Origin of the sequence: Ilumatobacter coccineus YM16-304, from assembly GCF_000348785.1 — a bacterium.
GTDB lineage: Bacteria > Actinomycetota > Acidimicrobiia > Acidimicrobiales > Ilumatobacteraceae > Ilumatobacter_A > Ilumatobacter_A coccineus.
Genome location: NC_020520.1, coordinates 3,475,384 through 3,493,361 on the forward strand (window position 1 = coordinate 3,475,384; position 17,978 = coordinate 3,493,361).

17 protein-coding genes are annotated in these 17,978 nt (G+C 66.9%); 10 read left to right on the plus strand and 7 right to left on the minus strand.

Annotated elements, in window-relative coordinates:
- The first annotated feature begins 42 nt into the window (after positions 1–42).
- The 5 genes from YM304_RS15610 to YM304_RS15630 all read left to right on the plus strand — a co-directional run bounded on the left by YM304_RS15610 (position 43) and on the right by YM304_RS15630 (position 5,685).
- Positions 43–1,656 (plus strand): sulfatase, encoded by a 1,614-nt coding sequence (locus tag YM304_RS15610; RefSeq protein WP_197536891.1) that lies wholly within the window; start codon positions 43–45, stop codon positions 1,654–1,656.
- Between the two features lie 104 nt (positions 1,657–1,760).
- Positions 1,761–2,723, plus strand: a complete 963-nt coding sequence (locus tag YM304_RS15615) for an ATP-binding cassette domain-containing protein (RefSeq protein ID WP_015442673.1) — start codon at positions 1,761–1,763, stop codon at positions 2,721–2,723.
- A 4-nt stretch (positions 2,724–2,727) separates the two neighbouring features.
- The gene (locus tag YM304_RS15620) at positions 2,728–3,546 is read left to right on the plus strand and encodes an ABC transporter permease (protein ID WP_015442674.1); all 819 of its coding nucleotides are present in this window, start codon (positions 2,728–2,730) and stop codon (positions 3,544–3,546) included.
- Positions 3,543–4,364: an ABC transporter permease gene (locus YM304_RS15625; RefSeq protein WP_015442675.1), complete on the plus strand. Its 822-nt coding sequence runs from the start codon at positions 3,543–3,545 to the stop codon at positions 4,362–4,364. The genes YM304_RS15620 and YM304_RS15625 overlap by 4 nt, the downstream gene beginning before the upstream one ends.
- Before the next feature lie 76 nt (positions 4,365–4,440).
- Positions 4,441–5,685, plus strand: coding sequence for an LLM class flavin-dependent oxidoreductase (locus tag YM304_RS15630; RefSeq protein WP_015442676.1), 1,245 nt, complete (start codon positions 4,441–4,443; stop codon positions 5,683–5,685).
- 51 nt (positions 5,686–5,736) lie between these two features.
- Here YM304_RS15630 and YM304_RS15635 read toward each other — a convergent pair whose 3' ends face one another.
- Complete coding sequence (locus YM304_RS15635; protein ID WP_015442677.1) at positions 5,737–6,117, minus strand: limonene-1,2-epoxide hydrolase family protein; 381 nt, start codon at positions 6,115–6,117, stop codon at positions 5,737–5,739.
- 60 nt (positions 6,118–6,177) lie between these two features.
- Between YM304_RS15635 and YM304_RS15640 the strand changes: the two genes are divergently transcribed.
- Both YM304_RS15640 and YM304_RS15645 read left to right on the plus strand, forming a co-directional pair.
- Positions 6,178–6,381: a hypothetical protein gene (locus tag YM304_RS15640; protein ID WP_154723489.1), complete on the plus strand. Its 204-nt coding sequence runs from the start codon at positions 6,178–6,180 to the stop codon at positions 6,379–6,381.
- A 107-nt stretch (positions 6,382–6,488) separates the two neighbouring features.
- Positions 6,489–7,280, plus strand: coding sequence for a metal ABC transporter ATP-binding protein (locus tag YM304_RS15645; protein WP_015442679.1), 792 nt, complete (start codon positions 6,489–6,491; stop codon positions 7,278–7,280).
- Between the two features lie 39 nt (positions 7,281–7,319).
- Here YM304_RS15645 and YM304_RS15650 read toward each other — a convergent pair whose 3' ends face one another.
- From YM304_RS15650 to YM304_RS15660, 3 genes are all read right to left on the minus strand, one after another.
- A complete protein-coding gene (locus tag YM304_RS15650) occupies positions 7,320–9,074 on the minus strand; it encodes an N-acyl-D-amino-acid deacylase family protein (protein WP_015442680.1) in 1,755 nt (584 codons plus the stop codon).
- Between the two features lie 64 nt (positions 9,075–9,138).
- Positions 9,139–10,770 (minus strand): AMP-binding protein, encoded by a 1,632-nt coding sequence (locus tag YM304_RS15655; protein ID WP_015442681.1) that lies wholly within the window; start codon positions 10,768–10,770, stop codon positions 9,139–9,141.
- Positions 10,767–12,062 (minus strand): cytochrome P450, encoded by a 1,296-nt coding sequence (locus YM304_RS15660; protein WP_015442682.1) that lies wholly within the window; start codon positions 12,060–12,062, stop codon positions 10,767–10,769. Before YM304_RS15660 ends, YM304_RS15655 begins: the two co-directional genes overlap by 4 nt.
- Before the next feature lie 164 nt (positions 12,063–12,226).
- On the opposite strand from YM304_RS15660, the gene YM304_RS15665 reads away from it, so the two are divergent.
- Positions 12,227–13,240, plus strand: a complete 1,014-nt coding sequence (locus YM304_RS15665) for a histone deacetylase family protein (protein WP_015442683.1) — start codon at positions 12,227–12,229, stop codon at positions 13,238–13,240.
- 8 nt (positions 13,241–13,248) lie between these two features.
- On the opposite strand, the gene YM304_RS25435 is transcribed toward YM304_RS15665, so the two are convergent.
- Positions 13,249–14,088, minus strand: coding sequence for a hypothetical protein (locus YM304_RS25435; RefSeq protein ID WP_015442684.1), 840 nt, complete (start codon positions 14,086–14,088; stop codon positions 13,249–13,251).
- Between the two features lie 145 nt (positions 14,089–14,233).
- On the opposite strand from YM304_RS25435, the gene YM304_RS15675 reads away from it, so the two are divergent.
- Positions 14,234–14,827 (plus strand): 1-acyl-sn-glycerol-3-phosphate acyltransferase, encoded by a 594-nt coding sequence (locus tag YM304_RS15675; RefSeq protein ID WP_162142087.1) that lies wholly within the window; start codon positions 14,234–14,236, stop codon positions 14,825–14,827.
- 19 nt (positions 14,828–14,846) lie between these two features.
- On the opposite strand, the gene YM304_RS15680 is transcribed toward YM304_RS15675, so the two are convergent.
- Both YM304_RS15680 and YM304_RS15685 read right to left on the minus strand, forming a co-directional pair.
- Positions 14,847–15,935 carry a DUF7064 domain-containing protein gene (locus tag YM304_RS15680; RefSeq protein ID WP_015442686.1) on the minus strand — a complete coding sequence of 363 codons (1,089 nt, stop codon included), beginning with the start codon at positions 15,933–15,935 and terminating at the stop codon, positions 14,847–14,849.
- Positions 15,936–15,943: 8 nt separating this feature from the next.
- Complete coding sequence (locus tag YM304_RS15685) at positions 15,944–17,089, minus strand: aromatic ring-hydroxylating oxygenase subunit alpha (protein ID WP_015442687.1); 1,146 nt, start codon at positions 17,087–17,089, stop codon at positions 15,944–15,946.
- Positions 17,090–17,112: 23 nt separating this feature from the next.
- Between YM304_RS15685 and YM304_RS15690 the strand changes: the two genes are divergently transcribed.
- Positions 17,113–17,961 (plus strand): sugar phosphate isomerase/epimerase family protein, encoded by an 849-nt coding sequence (locus YM304_RS15690; RefSeq protein WP_015442688.1) that lies wholly within the window; start codon positions 17,113–17,115, stop codon positions 17,959–17,961.
- Positions 17,962–17,978 lie beyond the last annotated feature (17 nt).

Consider the following 17,978-nt stretch of genomic DNA (forward strand, 5'->3'; position numbering starts at 1 on the left):
GACGTGTCGCACCCCATGTCCGAGACCGGTCATGATGGCACGATGCCCGACAACGTCGTCGTCGTTCTGCTCGACTCGCTCAACCGGCACATGGTGGGCGCGTACGGTGGCACCGAGTTCGCCACGCCGAACCTCGACCGGTTCGCCGCACGATCGCAGCGCTTCACGAACCACGTGACCGGGTCGCTTCCGTGCATGCCGGCGCGCCACGACATTCTCTGCGGGGCCCTCGACTTCCTGTGGAAGCCGTGGGGATCGATCGAACTGTGGGAGGAGTCGATCACCGCGGCGCTCCGACGGTCCGGGGTGACGACGATGCTCGTCTCCGACCATCCTCACCTCTTCGAGACCGGCGGCGAGAACTACCACACCGATTTCGGTGGTTGGGACTACGTCCGCGGCCACGAAGGAGACCCATGGCGGACGACGATCGATCCGTCGGCGATCGGGAGTCCGTCGCTGCCGGCCGCCCGTGACGGCGGTTGGTTCCTCCGCGAACGGTTCGGCGTCGACGGTGATCGCTTCGGCCGGCGCCACTATGACGACGCCCGCACCTGGTTTCGCAGCGAAGACGACCTTCCCGGTCCGGCCACGATGCGATCGGCGACCGACTGGATCCGGCGCGAGGCGCCGGCGCACGAACGATGGATGCTGTTCGTCGACGAGTTCGACCCGCACGAACCCTTCGACACTACGGAGCCGTGGGCGTCGATGTACGACGACCCCGACGACCCATGGGGCGACGACCCACGGCTGATCTGGCCGCCGTACACGGTCGGCGGGGTCACCACCGGTGCGCTGACGCCACGCCAGGCTCGCCACATCCGAGCGAACTACGGCGCCAAGCTGTCGATGATCGACCACCACTTCGGACGGTTGCTCGACCAACTCGACACCGACGATCTGTGGGACACGACCGCGGTGATCGTGTGCACCGACCACGGTCACTATCTCGGCGACGAGCGCACCGCCGGCCGAGCCGGGGAAGAACAGCGCCACGACATCTGGGGCAAACCGATGGTCCCCCAGTTCGAGCCGCTCGGCCACACACCGCTGATGATCCACTGGCCCGGAGCCGACGCCGGCACGTGCGACGCGCTCACCACCAACGTCGACCTCAACGCAACGATCGCCGACGCATTCGGGGTGACGATGCAACATCGCACCCACGGACGATCGATGGCGCCGCTGCTCGACGGCACCGCGACCTCCATCCGCGAGTGGGCGATCGGCGGCGTGTTCGGCAACTGGGTGCAGGTCACCGACGGACGCCACAAGTACGCGCGGGCGCCGGTCGACGAGAACTTCCCGATGTCGATGTGGTCGAACCGCTGGTCGACCATGCCGGTCAGTGGCGTCGGCGTCGCGGACTTCGCCTCGTTCCCCAAACCCGACCGGCGGGCGCAACTCGACTTCATGCCGGGCTCCGAGGTTCCGGTCATCCGCCAGCCGTTCGAACCGGGCGACACGATCCCGTTCTGGGCCGGCGGGGCGAACGCCATCGGCCAACACCATCTCTACGACGTCGTCGACGACCCCGACGAGGCCGAGAACCGGTGCGGCGAGCGAACCGAATCCGAGATGATCGATCTCCTGCGAACCGCACTCGCCGACGTCGAAGCCCCGAGCGACCAGTTGGCACGCCTGGGGCTCTGACCGTCGCGTCGCTGATCAGCCTGCTCGCGCGATCTGGCGTCACGGGTTCGTGAACAACGCGATCGGAAGCGAGAATCGACGCGTCGGTTTGGCACGATGTACGAATGCAGGAACGCACATTGCCGATCGTTGCCGAAGGATTGCAGCGGCACTTCGGCTCGGGGGACGACATCGTCAAGGCGGTCGACGGCGTCGACCTCAAGATCGAACCCGGAGAGATCTTCGGGTTCCTCGGCCCGAACGGTGCCGGCAAGTCGACCACGGTGAGGATGCTCACCACGCTGCTGCGTCCGACAGGAGGCGTCGGTCGGGTCGCCGGTTTCGACGTCGTGACCGAGGCCGACAGCGTGCGCCGCAACATCGGCGTCGCCCTCCAGGACGCGGCGATCGACCCGCTGATGACGGGCACCGAACTCCTCCGCCTGCAAGCCGTGCTGTACGGCCTCCCGAAGGCGCAACACCACACCAAGGCGGGTGAACTGCTCGAACGGGTCGGACTCACCGCGGCGGGCGACCGGCGCGTCGGCACGTACTCGGGCGGCATGCGCCGACGCCTCGACCTGGCGCTGTCGCTCATCCACGAACCGTCGGTGCTGTTCCTCGACGAGCCGACGACGGGGCTCGATCCGATGAGCCGGATCTCCCTCTGGGAGGAGATCCGCCGCCTCAACAACGACGGCACCACCGTGCTGCTCACCACGCAGTACCTCGAAGAAGCCGACCAGTTGGCCGAGCGGATCGCCATCATCGATCACGGCGTGATCGTGCGCAAGGGTCGACCCGCCGAGTTGAAGGCCGAAGTCGGCTCACCCACCCTGTTCGTGACCGTCGACGAGAGTTCGAAGGAGGTGGCGACCGAACGCCTCGCCACGTTCGGCGAGCTCCGGCCGAGCGCCGAGGGCAAACTCGGCGTGGGACTCACCGACGGTCCGAGTGGCGTGTCGAGCGTGGTCCGCGATCTCGACGACCGTGGCATCACGGTGCGCAACCTCGAACTCCACGAGCCGAGCCTCGACGACGTGTTCGCCGAAGCGACCGGGTACCGCCTCGAAGGCGCCGAGGGCTGATCGCATGACGACCACCCTCGCCCCGACCACCGGGCGCCGAGCGATGTCGACGTCGACCGTCGCACAGACCTGGGCGATGTCGGTTCGCTCGATGCAGTCGCTGGTCCGGCAGCCGGCGCTCGTCGTGCCGTCGCTGATCTTCCCGCTGTTCTTCGCCGCCCTCGGCACCTCGTCGTTCTCGCGGGCCACTGACCTCCCTGGCTTCCCCGCCGTCGACTCGTACCTCGACTTCGCCCTCGCCGGCGCGATCGTCCAGGGCATTCTCTTCGGCTCGACGACCGGTGCGACGGCACTCGCCACCGACATCGAGAACGGGTTCTTCGATCGGCTGCTCGCCTCGCCGTCGACCCGCACCGGCATCATCGTCGGGCGTATGGCCGGCGGCATGGCCTACGGCGCGTTCCAATCGCTCTTCTTCGTGCTCGTGCTGCTGCCGTTCGGGTTGAGCGTGAAGGGCGGCATCGGGGGCGTGCTCGGCCTGATGGTCGCCGGGACCGTGCTCGCGCTCGCCGTCGGTGCGCTGATGGCCGCCATGGCGCTGCTCACCGGATCGTCGGAAGCGGTGCAGGGCGCGTTCCCACTGCTCTTCATCGGATTGTTCTTCTCGTCGGCGTTCTTCCCGCGAGAGACGATGAGCGGCGTCTACGGCCGGATGGCCGACTTCAATCCGATCTCGTATCTCGTCGAAGGGATGCGTGACCTCGTGATCGAGGGCGTCTCCGCCTCGGCGCTCGCCCGGGCGATTCTCGTCCCGGCTGCGCTCTCGGTGTTCACGATCATGCTGTCGCTGCGAGCGCTCAAGCGTCGGCTGGGGGCGTCATGACCACCACCGAGACCGCCCGGTCGGCTCGCCCGCTCAACACCCGACGGACTCCGGCGTTCGCGGCTGCGGTCGGCCTCGCCCGGCGCAGCATCGTCAACATCACGCGGCTGCCGTCTGCCTTCCTGCCGTCGATCCTGATGCCGGTCTTCCAGTCGATCGCGTTCGCCGGCACCTTCTTCGCCATCATCCAGATTCCCGGCTTCCCCACCGATCGCTCGATCAACTGGTTCCTCCCGCTCGGCACGCTGATGGGTTCGGGGTTCGCCGGCATCGGCATCGGTTTCGCGACGATCCGCGACCTCGAGACCGGCTTCTACGACCGAATCCGGCTCACCCCGGCACCGCGCTCGTCGCTGATCACCGGTCCGCTGATGGCCGCACTGGCTCGCTCCGCGATCGTCACCACCATCGTGGTCATCGTCGGCGTGTGCTTCGGTGCCCGTCCGACGCACGGCTTGTACGGATTGCTGTTCCTCTACATCGCCGGGCTCGGTATCGCTGCGCTCGGCACCGGGTGGGGACTCGCGTTGGCGTTCCGCTTCGGCGACATGCGCGCTGCCGCGATCATGCAGCTCACGTTCTTCCTGATGATCTTCCTGACCGACGCGCAGACGCCGCTCTTCATCATGGACGGCTGGCTCGAGGCGGTGGCCCGAGTCAACCCGTTCACCAACATCATCCGCCTCGCCCGACTCGGCTGGCTCGATGCACCGATCACCTGGGATCGCATCTGGGGCGGACTGGTCGCGCTGGCGGCGATCACCGGACTCACCCTGCTCTTCGCTCGCCGCTCGCTCGACCGGCTGAGCGACAACTGACCCGGACGGTTTGTCTCAGAGACAAACCGTCCGCTTCGTGTACGAGACGGCGACCGGCATGTGATCTGCTGGGGGCATGAGATTCGGGATCTTCTACGAGCACCAGTTGCCCAAACCGTGGACCGACGACGCCGAGTACCGGTTGCTGCAGGAAGCCCTCGACCAGGTCGAACTCGCCGACCGGCTCGGCTTCGACTACGCGTGGGAGGTCGAACACCACTTCCTCGACGAGTACTCCCACTCGTCGGCACCCGAGGTCTTCCTCGCTGCGGCCGCGGCCAGAACGAAGCACATCCGACTCGGGCACGGCATCCGCCAGGTGATCCCGAACTACAACCACCCGGCCCGCACCGCCGAAGGGTTGGCGACGCTCGACCTGATCTCCGACGGCCGCGTCGACTTCGGCATCGGTGAAGGCGCCACCCGTATGGAGTTGCACGGATTCGACATCCCGGCCAAGCACAAGCGGGCGATGTCGCTCGAGGCCGCCGAGCAGGTCGCGAACATGATGGTGCTCGACCCGTACCCAGGGTTCGAGTCGGAGTTCTTTTCGATGCCGTGCCGCAACGTGCTCCCCAAGCCGCGCCAGAAGCCGCACCCACCGATGTGGATGGCATGCACCAACCGCGACACGATCAAGGTCGCAGCGCGCAACGGCATCGGAGCACTCGCCTTCAGCTTCATCGACCCCGACGAAGCCAAGGCTTGGTCGGAGATCTACTACGGCATCATCGCGTCCGACGAGTGCGTGCCGCTCGGCCATTCGGTCAACGCCAACCTCGCGATGGTGACCGGGTTCTCGATGCACGAGGACCGCGAGACCGCGATTCGCAACGGTCGCGAAGGCTTCGAGTTCTTCGGCTACGCGATGCGGTCGCTGGTCGCCACCGACCAGGTACCGGGTCGAACCACGCTGTGGGACGACTTCCAGGCTGGCCGTGACCCGGCCACCGAAGCCGCTCGTGTAGCGGCAGCGATCGAGGCAGGCGACGACTACGCGAGCTGCATCGGCACGCCCGACGATGCTCGTCGCTACCTGCGCGAACTCGCCGAGGTCGGTGTCGACCAGGTGATCTTCATTCAGCAGGCCGGGCGCAACCAGCACGACGACATCTGCGCCTCACTCGAGATGTTCGCCGTCGAGGTCCTCCCCGAGTTCACGGCCGGCCGAGCCGACCGCGAGGCCGCGAAGCAGGAACGTCTCGCTCCGCACATCGCGGCTGCCCTCGCTCGTAAGCAGTGGATGCAGCCGTTGGCCGATGCCGACATCCCGGTCGTCGAGGCCTCCCGTAAGAACTTCACGCCGCGCCCTGTCGGCTGATGCCGCACCGAGCGTCGGCACGGTAGGTGGCGTTCGAGTTTGGGGGCTGGGTCAGCCGGCGAGGGCCGCCATCATCTCGTTGACCGGCCCCATGTCGAAGTAGTCGCGCCAGAGCGAGATCTTGCCGTCGTCGGTCACTTCGAACACGCCGACCACCGCGAGGTCGAACACCTGCTCACCGCGAACGAACCGATCGATGCGCTCGTTCATCACGATGTTTCCGGTGGCTGCTTCGCGTTCGACGATGAACTCGACGGAGTCGAAGCCGCCCGTCATGCCGCCGGCGAATGCCTTGATTCCCTCGGGGCCGAAGTTCTTTCCCATCGGCACGTTGTCGTACTCGACATCGTCGGTGACCAGCTCACATGCGTGATCGAGATCGCCCGAACAGAACCGCTTCATGAAGTCGTTGACCGTTTCGAGTGGCGTCATGCGGCCACCGTACTCGGGCCGATTCACGCCGGGTTGACGGTGCGCGTCGACGATGGAGACATGCCGAATCTCTCATTGAACGTCAGCACCGACAAGTACCAGTCGGGCACCACCACCTCGACCTGCCCCAAGTGCCAACACAACGGCGAGATGGAGCGGTGGACCAAGACCAAGAGCTACCGATTCTTCGGAATCCCGCTCCCACTCAATCGGTCGAACGAGTCGCTGAAGTGCACTGCTTGCGGCAAGTCGCACAAGGTCTGATCTGTTCGAACGCACGGTGGCGCCCCGCCTGACCGACTCGCCACCCCCTCGCCACCGCATCGACCGCAAGTGAGAATGTTTCTCAGTGTCGGGATAGCCTGCTCGACGTGAGCGACGCGGTGATCGAATTCTCTGGGGTGTCGGTCGCTCGCGGACATCAACGGGTGCTCGATGTCGACCACCTCGAACTCCGACCCGGTGTCACTGCGCTCGTCGGCCCGAACGGGTCGGGCAAGTCGACGCTGCTGCACGCCGTCGCCGGTCTCCTGCCGGCGTCCGGCACGATCACGGTGCACGGACGCAAGCCTCGCGATGCTCGGTCCGACGTCGCGTACGTGATGCAGTCACAGCACGCGTCCGAACACCTGCTCGTCACGGCGCACGACGTCGTCACGCTCGGGCGCGCCGCCACACGTGGTGCGTTCGCTCGTCTCCGCGCCGCCGATCGTGCCGCCATCGACCGATCGATGGAACGCCTCGACGTGTCGGACCTCGCCAAACGACACCTCGCCGAGATGTCGGGCGGACAGCGCCAGCGCGTGTTCGTCGCCCAGGGTCTGTGCCAGGAAGCAGGCGTACTGCTGCTCGACGAACCGGTCGCCGGTCTCGACATCACGTCGATCCAGACGATTCGACGCGTCATCGCCGAGGAGCGCGACGCTGGGCGCACCGTGGTCGTGGCGACCCACGATCTCGCCGACGCTGCCAAGGCCGACCACGTCGTGTTGCTCGACAAGCGGGTCATCGCGGCCGGTCCACCCGCCGACGCACTGAGCCCCGAACACCTACGCATCGCTTACGGCGGTCGAGTGCTCGACCTGGGCGACGGGCTCGTGGCGATCGACGACGGCGTCCATCACGACGACCACGAACATCACCACCACGACCACCACCACTGACCCAGCCGGTCATTCGGTGTCTGACACCGGATGACGGGGTCAGCTTCTCACGAGGCGGCCGGGGCGGGCGCCGGTGTCGGCGTCGTTCTCGCGGGTGACCACGCCGTTGCAGAGCGTTGCGACGTAGCCGCTGACGGGCTGCATCAGACGCGTGCCTCCGGCCGGAAGGTCGTGGTGAGCGACCGGCGCATCGACGGTGAGGTTCGCGTGGTCGATCACGTTGACGTCGGCGCGCTTGCCGACCTCGAGCGTGCCGCGATCGTCGAAGCCGTACAGCGCCGCGTTGCGCGCCGACTGCTTGTTGACGATGAACTCGAGCGGGAGTTGCTCACCCGCGCGATCTCGTGTCCAGTAGGTGAGTTGCGTGGTCGGCATCGTGCCGTCGCAGATGAGCGTGACGTGAGCACCCGCATCGCTGAGGCCGGTGACCGTGTTGTCGTCGAGCAGCATCTCGCGCAGCACGTTCATCCGGTCGGGGACGTCGACGGTACTCAGCGACGCGAACCGCGTGCCGCCGTCTTCGAGCATGAAGTCGTAGAGGTACTCGAGCGGCTCGCGACCCTGAGCTGCGGCCTGGGCGCCGAGCGTGTCGGCCATCGTGGGTTCGAGGTCGACCGGGTTCGACAGTGGGTACATCACCGCGGCGGCACGGTTGAAGAGTCCGTACACGTTCTCCATCGAGCCGGGAGCCTCGGGCTTCACATCGGGTTCGGCGAGGAGCTGTTCCTTCATCTCCGGAGCGCGCATCGCGGCCACTCGCTCTGCCAGCGGGCGGCCCGCCAACTTCTCGATGTAGGTCGGCTTGCGCATGAATGCGTGATAGGCGCTGAGGCCGGTGAGGAACCCGATCGGCCGTGACGACACCTGCGGGTACATCTGCGCGCCCGCCGCGTTCGCTTCGGCCGTCATGTCGAGGATCTCGCGCCACAGCGACGGGTCGTAGTCGGGTGACTGGACGAGGGTGAAGGTCACCGGTCGTCCGCTGGCGAGCGAGAAGCGGCGCATCAGATCGTGTTCGAGTTGCTGCGTGGTCTTCTCGCCGCCGAGTGCGTCGAGCTTGCCGACCGTGCCCGCCGGGATCATCTCGAACACGCCCTTGCCGACCTTCGCCATCTCGGCGGCGATCGCCAACAGCTCCTCGTCGGCGGCGAACGTGCCGGGCACCGGTTCGCCCCACAGCGCTCGATGGCCGATCGTGCGCGACGTGCTGAAGCCGACGGCTCCGGCCTCGATGGCTTCGGCGACGATGCGCCCCATCGCGGCGACGTCGTCGGCCGTGGCGTCTTCGTTGACGCGGCCACGCTCGCCCATCGCGTAGTACCGCACAGCACCGTGTGCGATCTGTGCGCCCACGTCGAGCGCGTACTCGCGGCCGGCCATGTAGTCGAGGTAGTCGGGGAAGGTCTCCCACGAACCCCAGTCCATCCCTTCGTGGAGTGCGGCACCGGGGATGTCTTCGACGCCTTCCATCAGCTCGATCAGCTCCTTCTCGGAGCCTGGCGAGACCGGTGCGAATCCGACGCCGCAGTTGCCCATGACCACGGTGGTCACTCCGTTGTGCGACGACGGCGCCATCTCGGAATCCCAGCTGACCTGACCGTCGTAGTGCGTGTGCACGTCGACCCAACCCGGCGTGACGATTGCACCGTCGGCATCGATCGTGCGCTTGGCCGCACCGTCGATCGTGCCGCCGACCTCGACGATCCTGCCGTCGGTGATGGCGAGATCGCCGCCGACCGGGGCGGATCCCGTGCCGTCGACGAGCGTTCCGTTCTTGATGAGGATGTCGTACATGTCGTGCTCTTTCCGTGGAAGGAATGTGATGTCGGTGTTCGTGTTCGAGACGTGGCCGTGGAGATCAGTCGGCGAGGGCGGCGACCGCGGTGTCGCGTGCCCAGCGGTAGTCGGCCTTGCCGTTCGGAGCGCGGTAGATCTCGTCGACGAAGACGACCTGACGCGGTGCCTTGTAGTCGGCGATCTGTTCCTTGATCGAGCCGATCAGCTCGTCGGGGTCGGTGGGCTCGCGGACCGAACAGACGAGCGTGACGGTTTCACCGAAGCGTTCGTGCGGTGTGCCGACGACGTTGGCGTCGAGCACGTTCGGGTGGAGCCGGGCGGCGACCTCGACCTCTTCGGGATAGATCTTCTCGCCGCCGGAGTTGATGCAGACCGATCCGCGGCCGAGCAGCGTGACCCTGCCGTCCTCGGCGATGAGGGCGTAGTCGCCGGGCGCCGTGTACTGCACGCCGTTGACGTTGGGGAACGTCGCCGCCGTCTTCTCCGGGTCCTTCCAGTACCCGCGAGGCTGCGGGCCCGACGCCGCCAACCGGCCGGGGATGTCGCTGCCGATCGGCAACGGTTCGCCGGTCTCGTCGCTGAGCGTGACGACGTTGGGCAACGCGGTGAAGACGGCCGTCTCGAGCGGCTCGGTACCGGGAGGCGTGACGGCGAGCGCGTACGGGCCTCCCTCGGAGGCGCCGATCATGTCCATGATGGTCACCTGCGGCGCCACCGCCTGGAAGAGTCGCTTCTGATCGGCTGACAACGTGGCACCCGTCGAGACGATCCGCTGCAACGACGAGATGTCGCGGCCCGCGCTCGAACCGTCACCCGTGACCGCTGCGGTGAGCGGCCGGGCGAAGGCGTCACCCACCAGCGAGATCTGCGTCACCTTGTGACGTTCGACGAGTTTCCAGAGTTCGTCGGGGTCGAACGAGCGTCCACCGAGCAGCACGACGCTGCCGCCCATGACGAACGCACCGATCGCGAGGAACAGCGCCGTGCCGTGCATGAGCGGCGGAGCGCACATGAGCACCGGGCTGACGCCGTCGGCCTGTAGCCGGGCGGCGACGGCACCGACCTCGGCCGGCGTCGTGGGGAGTTCGATTCCGGCGGTGCGGTAGTTGGTGTTGCCGAGCGCGCCCCAGAGGTCGACGTGTCGCCACATCACACCCTTCGGGTTGCCGGTCGTGCCGCCGGTGTAGAGCAGCAGCATGTCGTCGCCCGACCGTTCGATGCGCTCGGCGGGAGCCGCGGCGTCGCGGACCTCGTGGTACCACTCGGCGCCGTCGAGCAGCGGCGAGCCGTCGTCGACCTGGAGCAGAACGCGGACCGTCGGCATCGACGCTCGGGCACCGTCGACTCGGTCGGCGAGGGAGCCGTGGAAGATCAGCACCTCGGCGCCGGCGTTGTCGCAGATGTAGGCGATCTCGGGTGACTTGTAGCGATAGTTGACGTTGACCGGAGAGGCGCGCACCTTGAAGGCCGCGTAGGCCGACTCGATGTACTCCGGGCAGTTGAACATCAACTGGGCGATGCGTGTGTCGGGGCCGACGCCGCGCTCGGTGAGCGCCGTGGCGACGCGTGCCGCGCCCTGGTCGAGTTCGCGCCAGGTGGTTTCGTGGTCGCCGACGGCCACCGCCATCTGATCGGGTTGTGCATCGGCGAAGGCTTCCCAGAGGGTCGCCCAGTTCTCGTTGAGGCCAGTCATGTCTCGGCTCCATTGGTCGGGGGTCGGGGGTCGTTGATCGCAGACGGCGTGAACGAGATCGGGAGTTCTTTCAGCGGTCGGAGCATGAAGCTGAACTCGTGGGGGATCTCGTCGAGGGGTCGGGCCAACTCGATGTCGTCGAGGCGATCGAGCAGCGCGTTGAACGCACAGCGCAGTTCGGCGCGCGCCAGCCACATGCCGACGCAGAGGTGGTTGCCCCAGCCGAAGGCGATGTGCTCGTTCGCGTTCTCGCGTTCGATGTCGAACACGTTCGGGTCGTCGAACTTGGCGTGGTCGCGGTTTGCCGCGCCGTACCGCACCATGACCGATGCGTCGGGCTCGATCTCGACGCCGGCGACCTCGACGGGGCACGTCGCGCGCCGCCACAGCCCGGCGACCGGGCTGTCGAACCGAAGGCTCTCGTCGATGAAGTTGTCGAGCAGGTCACGATTGGCGCGGAGCTTGGCCATCTGATCGGGGTGACGCAGCAGGAGCCAGAGGCCGGTGCCGAGCGCACTGGTCGTGGTTTCGAAGCCGCCGGTGATGAGCTGGTGCATGAGGTCTTGCAGCTCCTCCATCGTGAGCGGTTCCTCGTCGGCACCGTGCGCGTGGACGAGCGCCGAGATCAGGTCGTCGGTGGGCTCCTCCCGCCGCTTCTCGAACTCGGCTGCGAGGTGGTGCTGCGCTTCGAGTTCGATCTCGGCCTGCTCGATCGCTTCGTCGACGGTCATGACCCGTTGTGCCGACGCGAGCATCGCATCGGCCCACCGCTTGAACGTCGGGTACTGCGTGGCGTCGAGACCGAGTTGCTCGCAGATGACGATGCCGGGGAGCGGGAGCGCGAAGTCGCGAACGAACTCGCACTCGCCCTGCTCGATGAAGCCGTCGATGAGTTCGTCGCACAGTTCGGCGATGCGCGGCGTGAGTTCGTTGATCCGGCGGACGGTGAACACGCGGCCGAGCATCCGCCGATAGTGCGTGTGGACCGGCGGGTCGGTTCGTTGCAGCGTCTGCGCGCGCTTCCACCCCTTCTCGGCCATGGTCGCCGCCGCAGCCTTGCCCGATTCCGACTGTCGGAATCCGGCGCCGACCGGGTTGCTCGAGAAGTGTTCTCGATCGGTGAGCACCGACTTGACGTCGTCGTATCGCGTCACCATGTACAGCCCGTTCTCGGGCAGTCGATGCACCGGGCACTGCTCGCGCATCGTCTCGTACGCGTCGAACGGATCGTCTTGCACGGCTGGATCGAAGAAGCTCGGTATCTCCGCATTCCGCGGCGTCGTGTCGGTCATCGGACCCCCCCTGGTCTCTGCCCGACAGTCTTGTCGAGTGGTCGCCGCAGAATGATGTCGGAGGTCACACCAGGCCGGTGTCGGCGCTCTCGGAACGGCCGGCGCGTCGGCCATGATGGTGCGGTGTCCGGACACCTCGCTCTGCTCGAACCCACGGCCCGCTGATGTTGGTCGTCGCCTCCGATGCGCACCGCGCTCACGTGAGCCTCGAGATCCACAACGGCATCATGAGCGAGTCGCACGAGAGCCCTGAACGAGCCGACGGCATCGCTGCGGCGTTGGCGGTGGCGGGGCACGAGATGGTGGTGCCCGAAGCCGTCGACCTCGACCTGGTTCGGAGCGTCCACACCACCGAATACGTCGACTTCCTGTCGACGGCGTGGGAGAGGTGGAGCGAGCGCGAGACGGGGCCGGCCGCCATGTCGTTCATGTGGCCCGCTCGCGGGTTCGGCGATGCGCGTCCCGACGACCTGATCGGTCAGCTCGGCTATCACTCGTTCGCGGCCGACACCACGATCGTGCCGGGCACGTGGGAAGCGATCACGGCTGCTGCGGCCATCGCCACCACGGCAGCCGACCGATTGCTCGACACGCGCGCCACCACCTACGGCCTGTGCCGGCCGCCCGGTCACCACGCCTCGACCGATCAGTTCGGCGGCTACTGCTATCTCAACAATGCCGGCATCGCGGCGCAACGACTGCTCGATCGCGGTGCGCAGCGCGTCGCGATCATCGATGTCGACTATCACCACGGCAACGGCACGCAGTCGATCTTCTACGACCGGTCGGATGTCGTGTTCGTGTCGATCCATGCCGACCCTCGTGAGGAGTTCCCCTGGTTCGCCGGCCACGCCGACGAGGTGGGCGTGGGTCCCGGCGAGGGCTGGAACCTCAACGTGCCACTCCCCCGCGGTGCCGACCGCGCCCGCTGGTTCGACGCGCTCGACACCGCCGCCGGGTATCTCGACCGGTCCGAGGTCGACGCGATCGTCGTGTCGCTCGGCGTCGATGCCTACGTCGGCGACCCGCTCGGCACGTTCGAGCTCACGACCGACGACTTCACCGTCGTCGCCCAGCGCATCGCTGCCCTCGACCGACCAACCGTGGTGATTCAAGAAGGCGGCTACGCCGGCGAGGCGCTCGGCGTGAACGTCGCCGCGTTCCTGGCGGGCTGCTGAAGCGAGCGTCAGCCGACGACCGTGCGAAGCAGCACGGTGTTGTCGACCTCGAGATCCGACCCCCAGATCAGCTGCGCAGCTGGCTCCCACGAGATCTCGTCGTACCCGTCCTTCGGGCTGACCGCCGATTCCGACCACACGGTCGCGGCGCTCCATGCGCTGTCGTCGAAGCTCACCCCGGCCCAGTCGGCGGGGGCCTCGGTGATCTCGAACTCACACGTCGCGTCCGGATCGCTGTCGCGTTCGCACTCGGTGTCGAGCGGTGCCCGGTGGATCACGAGCGACGACCAGGCGTCGTCGGTGGCTCCGACGACGTCACCGGTGGCATCGTCGGTGATCTGGAGGATGAATCCGCCGTCGCCCATCTGCTGGTTCGACAGCCCGATGTACTCGATGCCCGAGTCGGTCTCCTTGAAGTCCTTCGCTTCGACGGCGACCGTGAACGGCAGCGTCGCCTCGAACGTGATCGTCTCGGCGTTGAACGAACGCTCGGTGGTGATGGGGACCGAGTCCTCGCCGACGAGTTCGCCGTCGATGTAGAGCGCGAACCAGTTGTCGGCCCACACCTCGGCGGTGAACGTCGAGGTCGTGGCGGCCTCGGTCGGCTCGACACCGGCGCTCACATCGGTCTCCGTCTCGTCCGCCGGCTCCGGCTCAGGGATCGCGACGGTTCCCGTGTCGGCAGGCTCCGCCTCGGCGGGTTCGGTCTCGGCGGGTTCGGCCGTGATGGACTCGTCGAGGGTCGACGCATCGTTGCTCGACTCTTGGGACGAGCCGCATGCCGCGGCGACGAGAACGAGGCTGGTGATGAGCAGGGGGCCGGTTCGGCGGCCGAGGCGTGCGGTCATGCAGCACAGTGTGCGACCCGATCCGAAAGACTTCGACAAGACGGGGCGAGAACCATCACCAGATGCAGCCGCAGGGTCGGGTGGGCTGGGGCGGAGGAATTGTTCCGCCGGTCGCCTCGACACCAGGCGCTGGTACGGTCGGATGGTGGACGCCCCCCGCCCCAAGACCCTGTCGGCACGCCTCTCGCGACTCGGACTCCGAGTCATGGGCTGGGAGTTCGAGGGAACCTTCCCGCCCGAGCAGCAGTCGGTCATGCTCGCCGGGCCCCACACCACCAACCTCGACGGACTGCTCCTCGTGCTCGTCACCCGGTCGATCGGGTTGCGCTCGAGCTGGATGGTCAAAGACGTGTGGACGAAGGCCCCGATGGGGTGGATCACCAAGCGCGTCGGTGCGGTGGGTGTCAACCGCAGCAAGGCGACGGGCATGGTCGATCAGATGGTGGCGCAGTTCGCAGCGCGCCCCGACTTCCACCTCATGATCCCGCCCGAGGGCACGCGGTCGCGCGCCGAGCACTGGCGGTCGGGGTTCTACCAGATCGCTCTCGACGCCGATGTTCCGGTCACCGCGAGCTACCTCGACTACAAGCGCAAGCGCGCCGGCATCGGGCCGGGCTATCACCTGACCGGAGACAAGCGCGTCGACATGGACCACTTTCGGCGCGAGTACGAGAACGGCGTCGAGATGGCGAAGCACCCGGAGAAGTTCGGCCCGATTCGTCTACGCGACGAAGACTGAACCGGCGGGTCCGATCGACTCAGGTGGGTGACGGCACGCCGATCGGCCAGCCGTCGACCACCTGGTCGAGGAACTCGCTCATGCCGATGCCCTCGTGGCCGTCGCACTCGAAGCGGGTCATCGCCTCGGTGATCCGCGTGTGCAGTTGCTCGCCGTCGGGTGTGGTTCGACGGTTGCGCAGCGGAATCATCGACATGACCTCGCCGGTCACGTCGTACTCCCGCTCGGCGGTGCGAACGTGGCAGCGCATCGCGGTCTGCTCGCCGGCGTCGTTCCAGTCGGCGTCGATCGTGCAGTCGAGCACCTTGTGGTACTCGTCGCCGACGAGCACCATGCCGCTGGCCGACGGCGGCTGATCGCTCCCCCGGTCGATGACCGACAGCATCATGGCGAACTCGTCGGTGAACACCATCGGCAGCCACCGGTACCAGGTGAGCGCCTGCCAGTAGCGGGGTCCCCACGACTTGTCGCGCAGGCCGAGGCCGTCGATGTCCATGACCTCGTCGCCGACCGTGATGTGGCCGGTGACCGCACAGTGCTGTTCGTAGTGCGCCTTGGCGAAACTCTTGCCCGCCTCGACCTCGATCTCGCGTCCATCGGCGTACACCGGACGGCCGCCGTACATCGGTGACACGCCCCGGTAGTCGAGGCGCACGCTGCACTCGACCATCGGGTTGTTCTTGAACGCTTCACGCGGGTTGGCCATCTGCGACGGGTCGTCGAGCAGACAGACCTTGCCGTCGAACTCGACGCGCAGATGCTCGAACGGTTCGACCACGGTGATCTTCAAGCCGCCGGCGTTCATCTCGTCGTTGTTCGAGATCTTCGGCCGGTCGTAGATGAACCCGACCCGACCGTCGGGCAGGTAGATGCACACGGTCATCTCGGCGTAGCCCTCGTTGACGCGGTTGCCGATACGGAACCAGCCGCCCCCGCCGAGTCCGAGGTCGAACGCGTTGAGGTACATCGACTCGTTGTAGTTCTCGGCCTCGTCGGGCGTGTGCGTGTACTCGTCGTCGGGTTCGAGCACGATGACGATCCGGTCGGGATCGTCGGCTCTCGACCCCGACGTGTCGGTGGTGTCGGATGCGTCGGGGTCGAGTGCCATGGTGTGCCTCAGTCGTTCCGGATCTTGCGGTCCATGTTGTCGTGGTAGTGCGCCAGCTTGCACTCGCGGTTGTTGAGCGTGTGCGTCTTGTAGGCGCTCGACCGCTTGGTGCGGGCGAGTTGATCGTAGATCTCGACGTCCTCGCCGACGACCTTCTTGAGCCCGTCCCAGTGCTTCATCGTGTACTCGTAGTACTTGGCGTACTCGGGGTCGTCGAGGTCGCCGGGGTAGATCAACTGCCAGCACAGGAACTTGGTGCGGTCGACGTCGATCGGGATCGGGTTGAAGACCTGGACGTGTTCGGGGTTGCAGTTGAAGACCGTGTTGGGGAACACGACGTAGTGACAGATCGCGTACTTGTGGTGATCGGGATCGTCGGCGATCTCGTCGAAGTGATCGGCGCGAGGCACGAAGCACATGTAGTTGTCGCCGGTGATGTAGAACGCGGTGTGGCGAGCCGCCTTCGTCCACTCGGGGCCCACACCGTGGAGTTGCTTGGCGTGGTAGATCTCGTTGAAGCCGTCGACGATCGCCTTGTAGCTGACCGGCACGTCCCACTCGACGACCTCGTGCAGGATCATGCCTTCCATCGCGTAGCGACCGAGGTCGGCGGCGATCTCTTCACCGATGGCTTCCGACAGCGGCTCGGCCTCGTCGGGTCCGGCGAGGTTGATCCAGACCCATCCGGCCCATTCGTCGACCGCCACGGCCGGCGAGCGGATGCCGTCGAGGTGTTCGGGGTCGAAGTCCTCGCGGTCGGGAACGCCGACGACCACACCGGTCGTGTCGTACACCCAGCCGTGGTACGGGCAGGTGAATCGGCGGGCGCCGCAGCCGGCGAGTTCTCCGACGATGGCGGGTCCGCGGTGCTGGCAGACGTTGTGGAACGCAGCGAGCGAACCGTCGGGCTGGCGGGTGACGACGACGGTCTCGCCGTGGCCTTCGAACGTCAGCCAGTCACCGGTCTCGGCGACCTGTTCGCTGCGCCCGGCCAGGATCCAGTGCTTGCCCAACACCCGCTCGCGTTCGAGTTCGAAGCGAACGGGGTCGTTGTAGACGTCGGCACTCATCTGACTCGGGCCGTGGTCGGGAAGGAGGTCGACGCTCGGGCCGATACGAACCGGAACGTCTCCGCGGGTTGGAATGTGCACCATGAGCCGAGAGTAACGTCGCCGCCATGACGACATCGGCTCGGAAGCTCACTGGCGACGATCTGGTGCTCAGCCACTTCACGCTCGCCCTCGACCATCCGCTCGACGACCGCATCAGCGCGGCGGGTGCGGCGGGCTTCGCCGGGATCGGACTCTTCGCCGGGCAGTACGGCCGGCTTCGCAGCGAGGGCCTCGACGTCGAACAGGTCCGCGAGTGGCTCGACGAGGCATCGATCTGCATCGCCGAAGTCGAGGCGCTGTCGGGCTGGGCGGCGCACGCTCCGACCGACGACTACTTCGCGTTCGAGCACCTCGTGTGGGAGGTGGTCGACACGTTCGAGAGTCGCTACGTGCAGGCCATCGCTCCGTACGAGGGCACGCTCCACGACGCCGCGACGCGGTTCGGTGAACTGTGCGATCGAGCCGCCGAACACGGCGCCGTCGTCGGGCTCGAGTTCCTGCCGTTCACGAACCTGGTGTCGGCGGCCGACACGTTGCAGATCGTGCAGGAAGCCGACCGGCCGAACGGTGGCGTGTGCGTCGACATCTGGCACCACGCTCGCGGCGTCGACGACCTCGACATGATCCGGGCGATTCCGGGCGAGCTGATCACGGGCATCCAGATGAGCGACGGGCCGCGTGCCCCGCAACTCGACGACTACAAGGACGACTGCCTCCGCAACCGCCTGCCGCCGGGCACCGGTGAGTTCGGCGCCGTGGAGTTCGTGTCGACGTTGCTCGACGCCGGCGTCGACCTGCCGTGGTCGCTCGAGGTGTGCAACGACGACAACTGGGGAAGACCGGCCGCCGAGCCGGCTCAGCGCGCCGCCGACGGGATGCGCCACGTGCTCAGCGAAGCACGTTCCCCCCGCTGACCCGCACGCTGGATCAC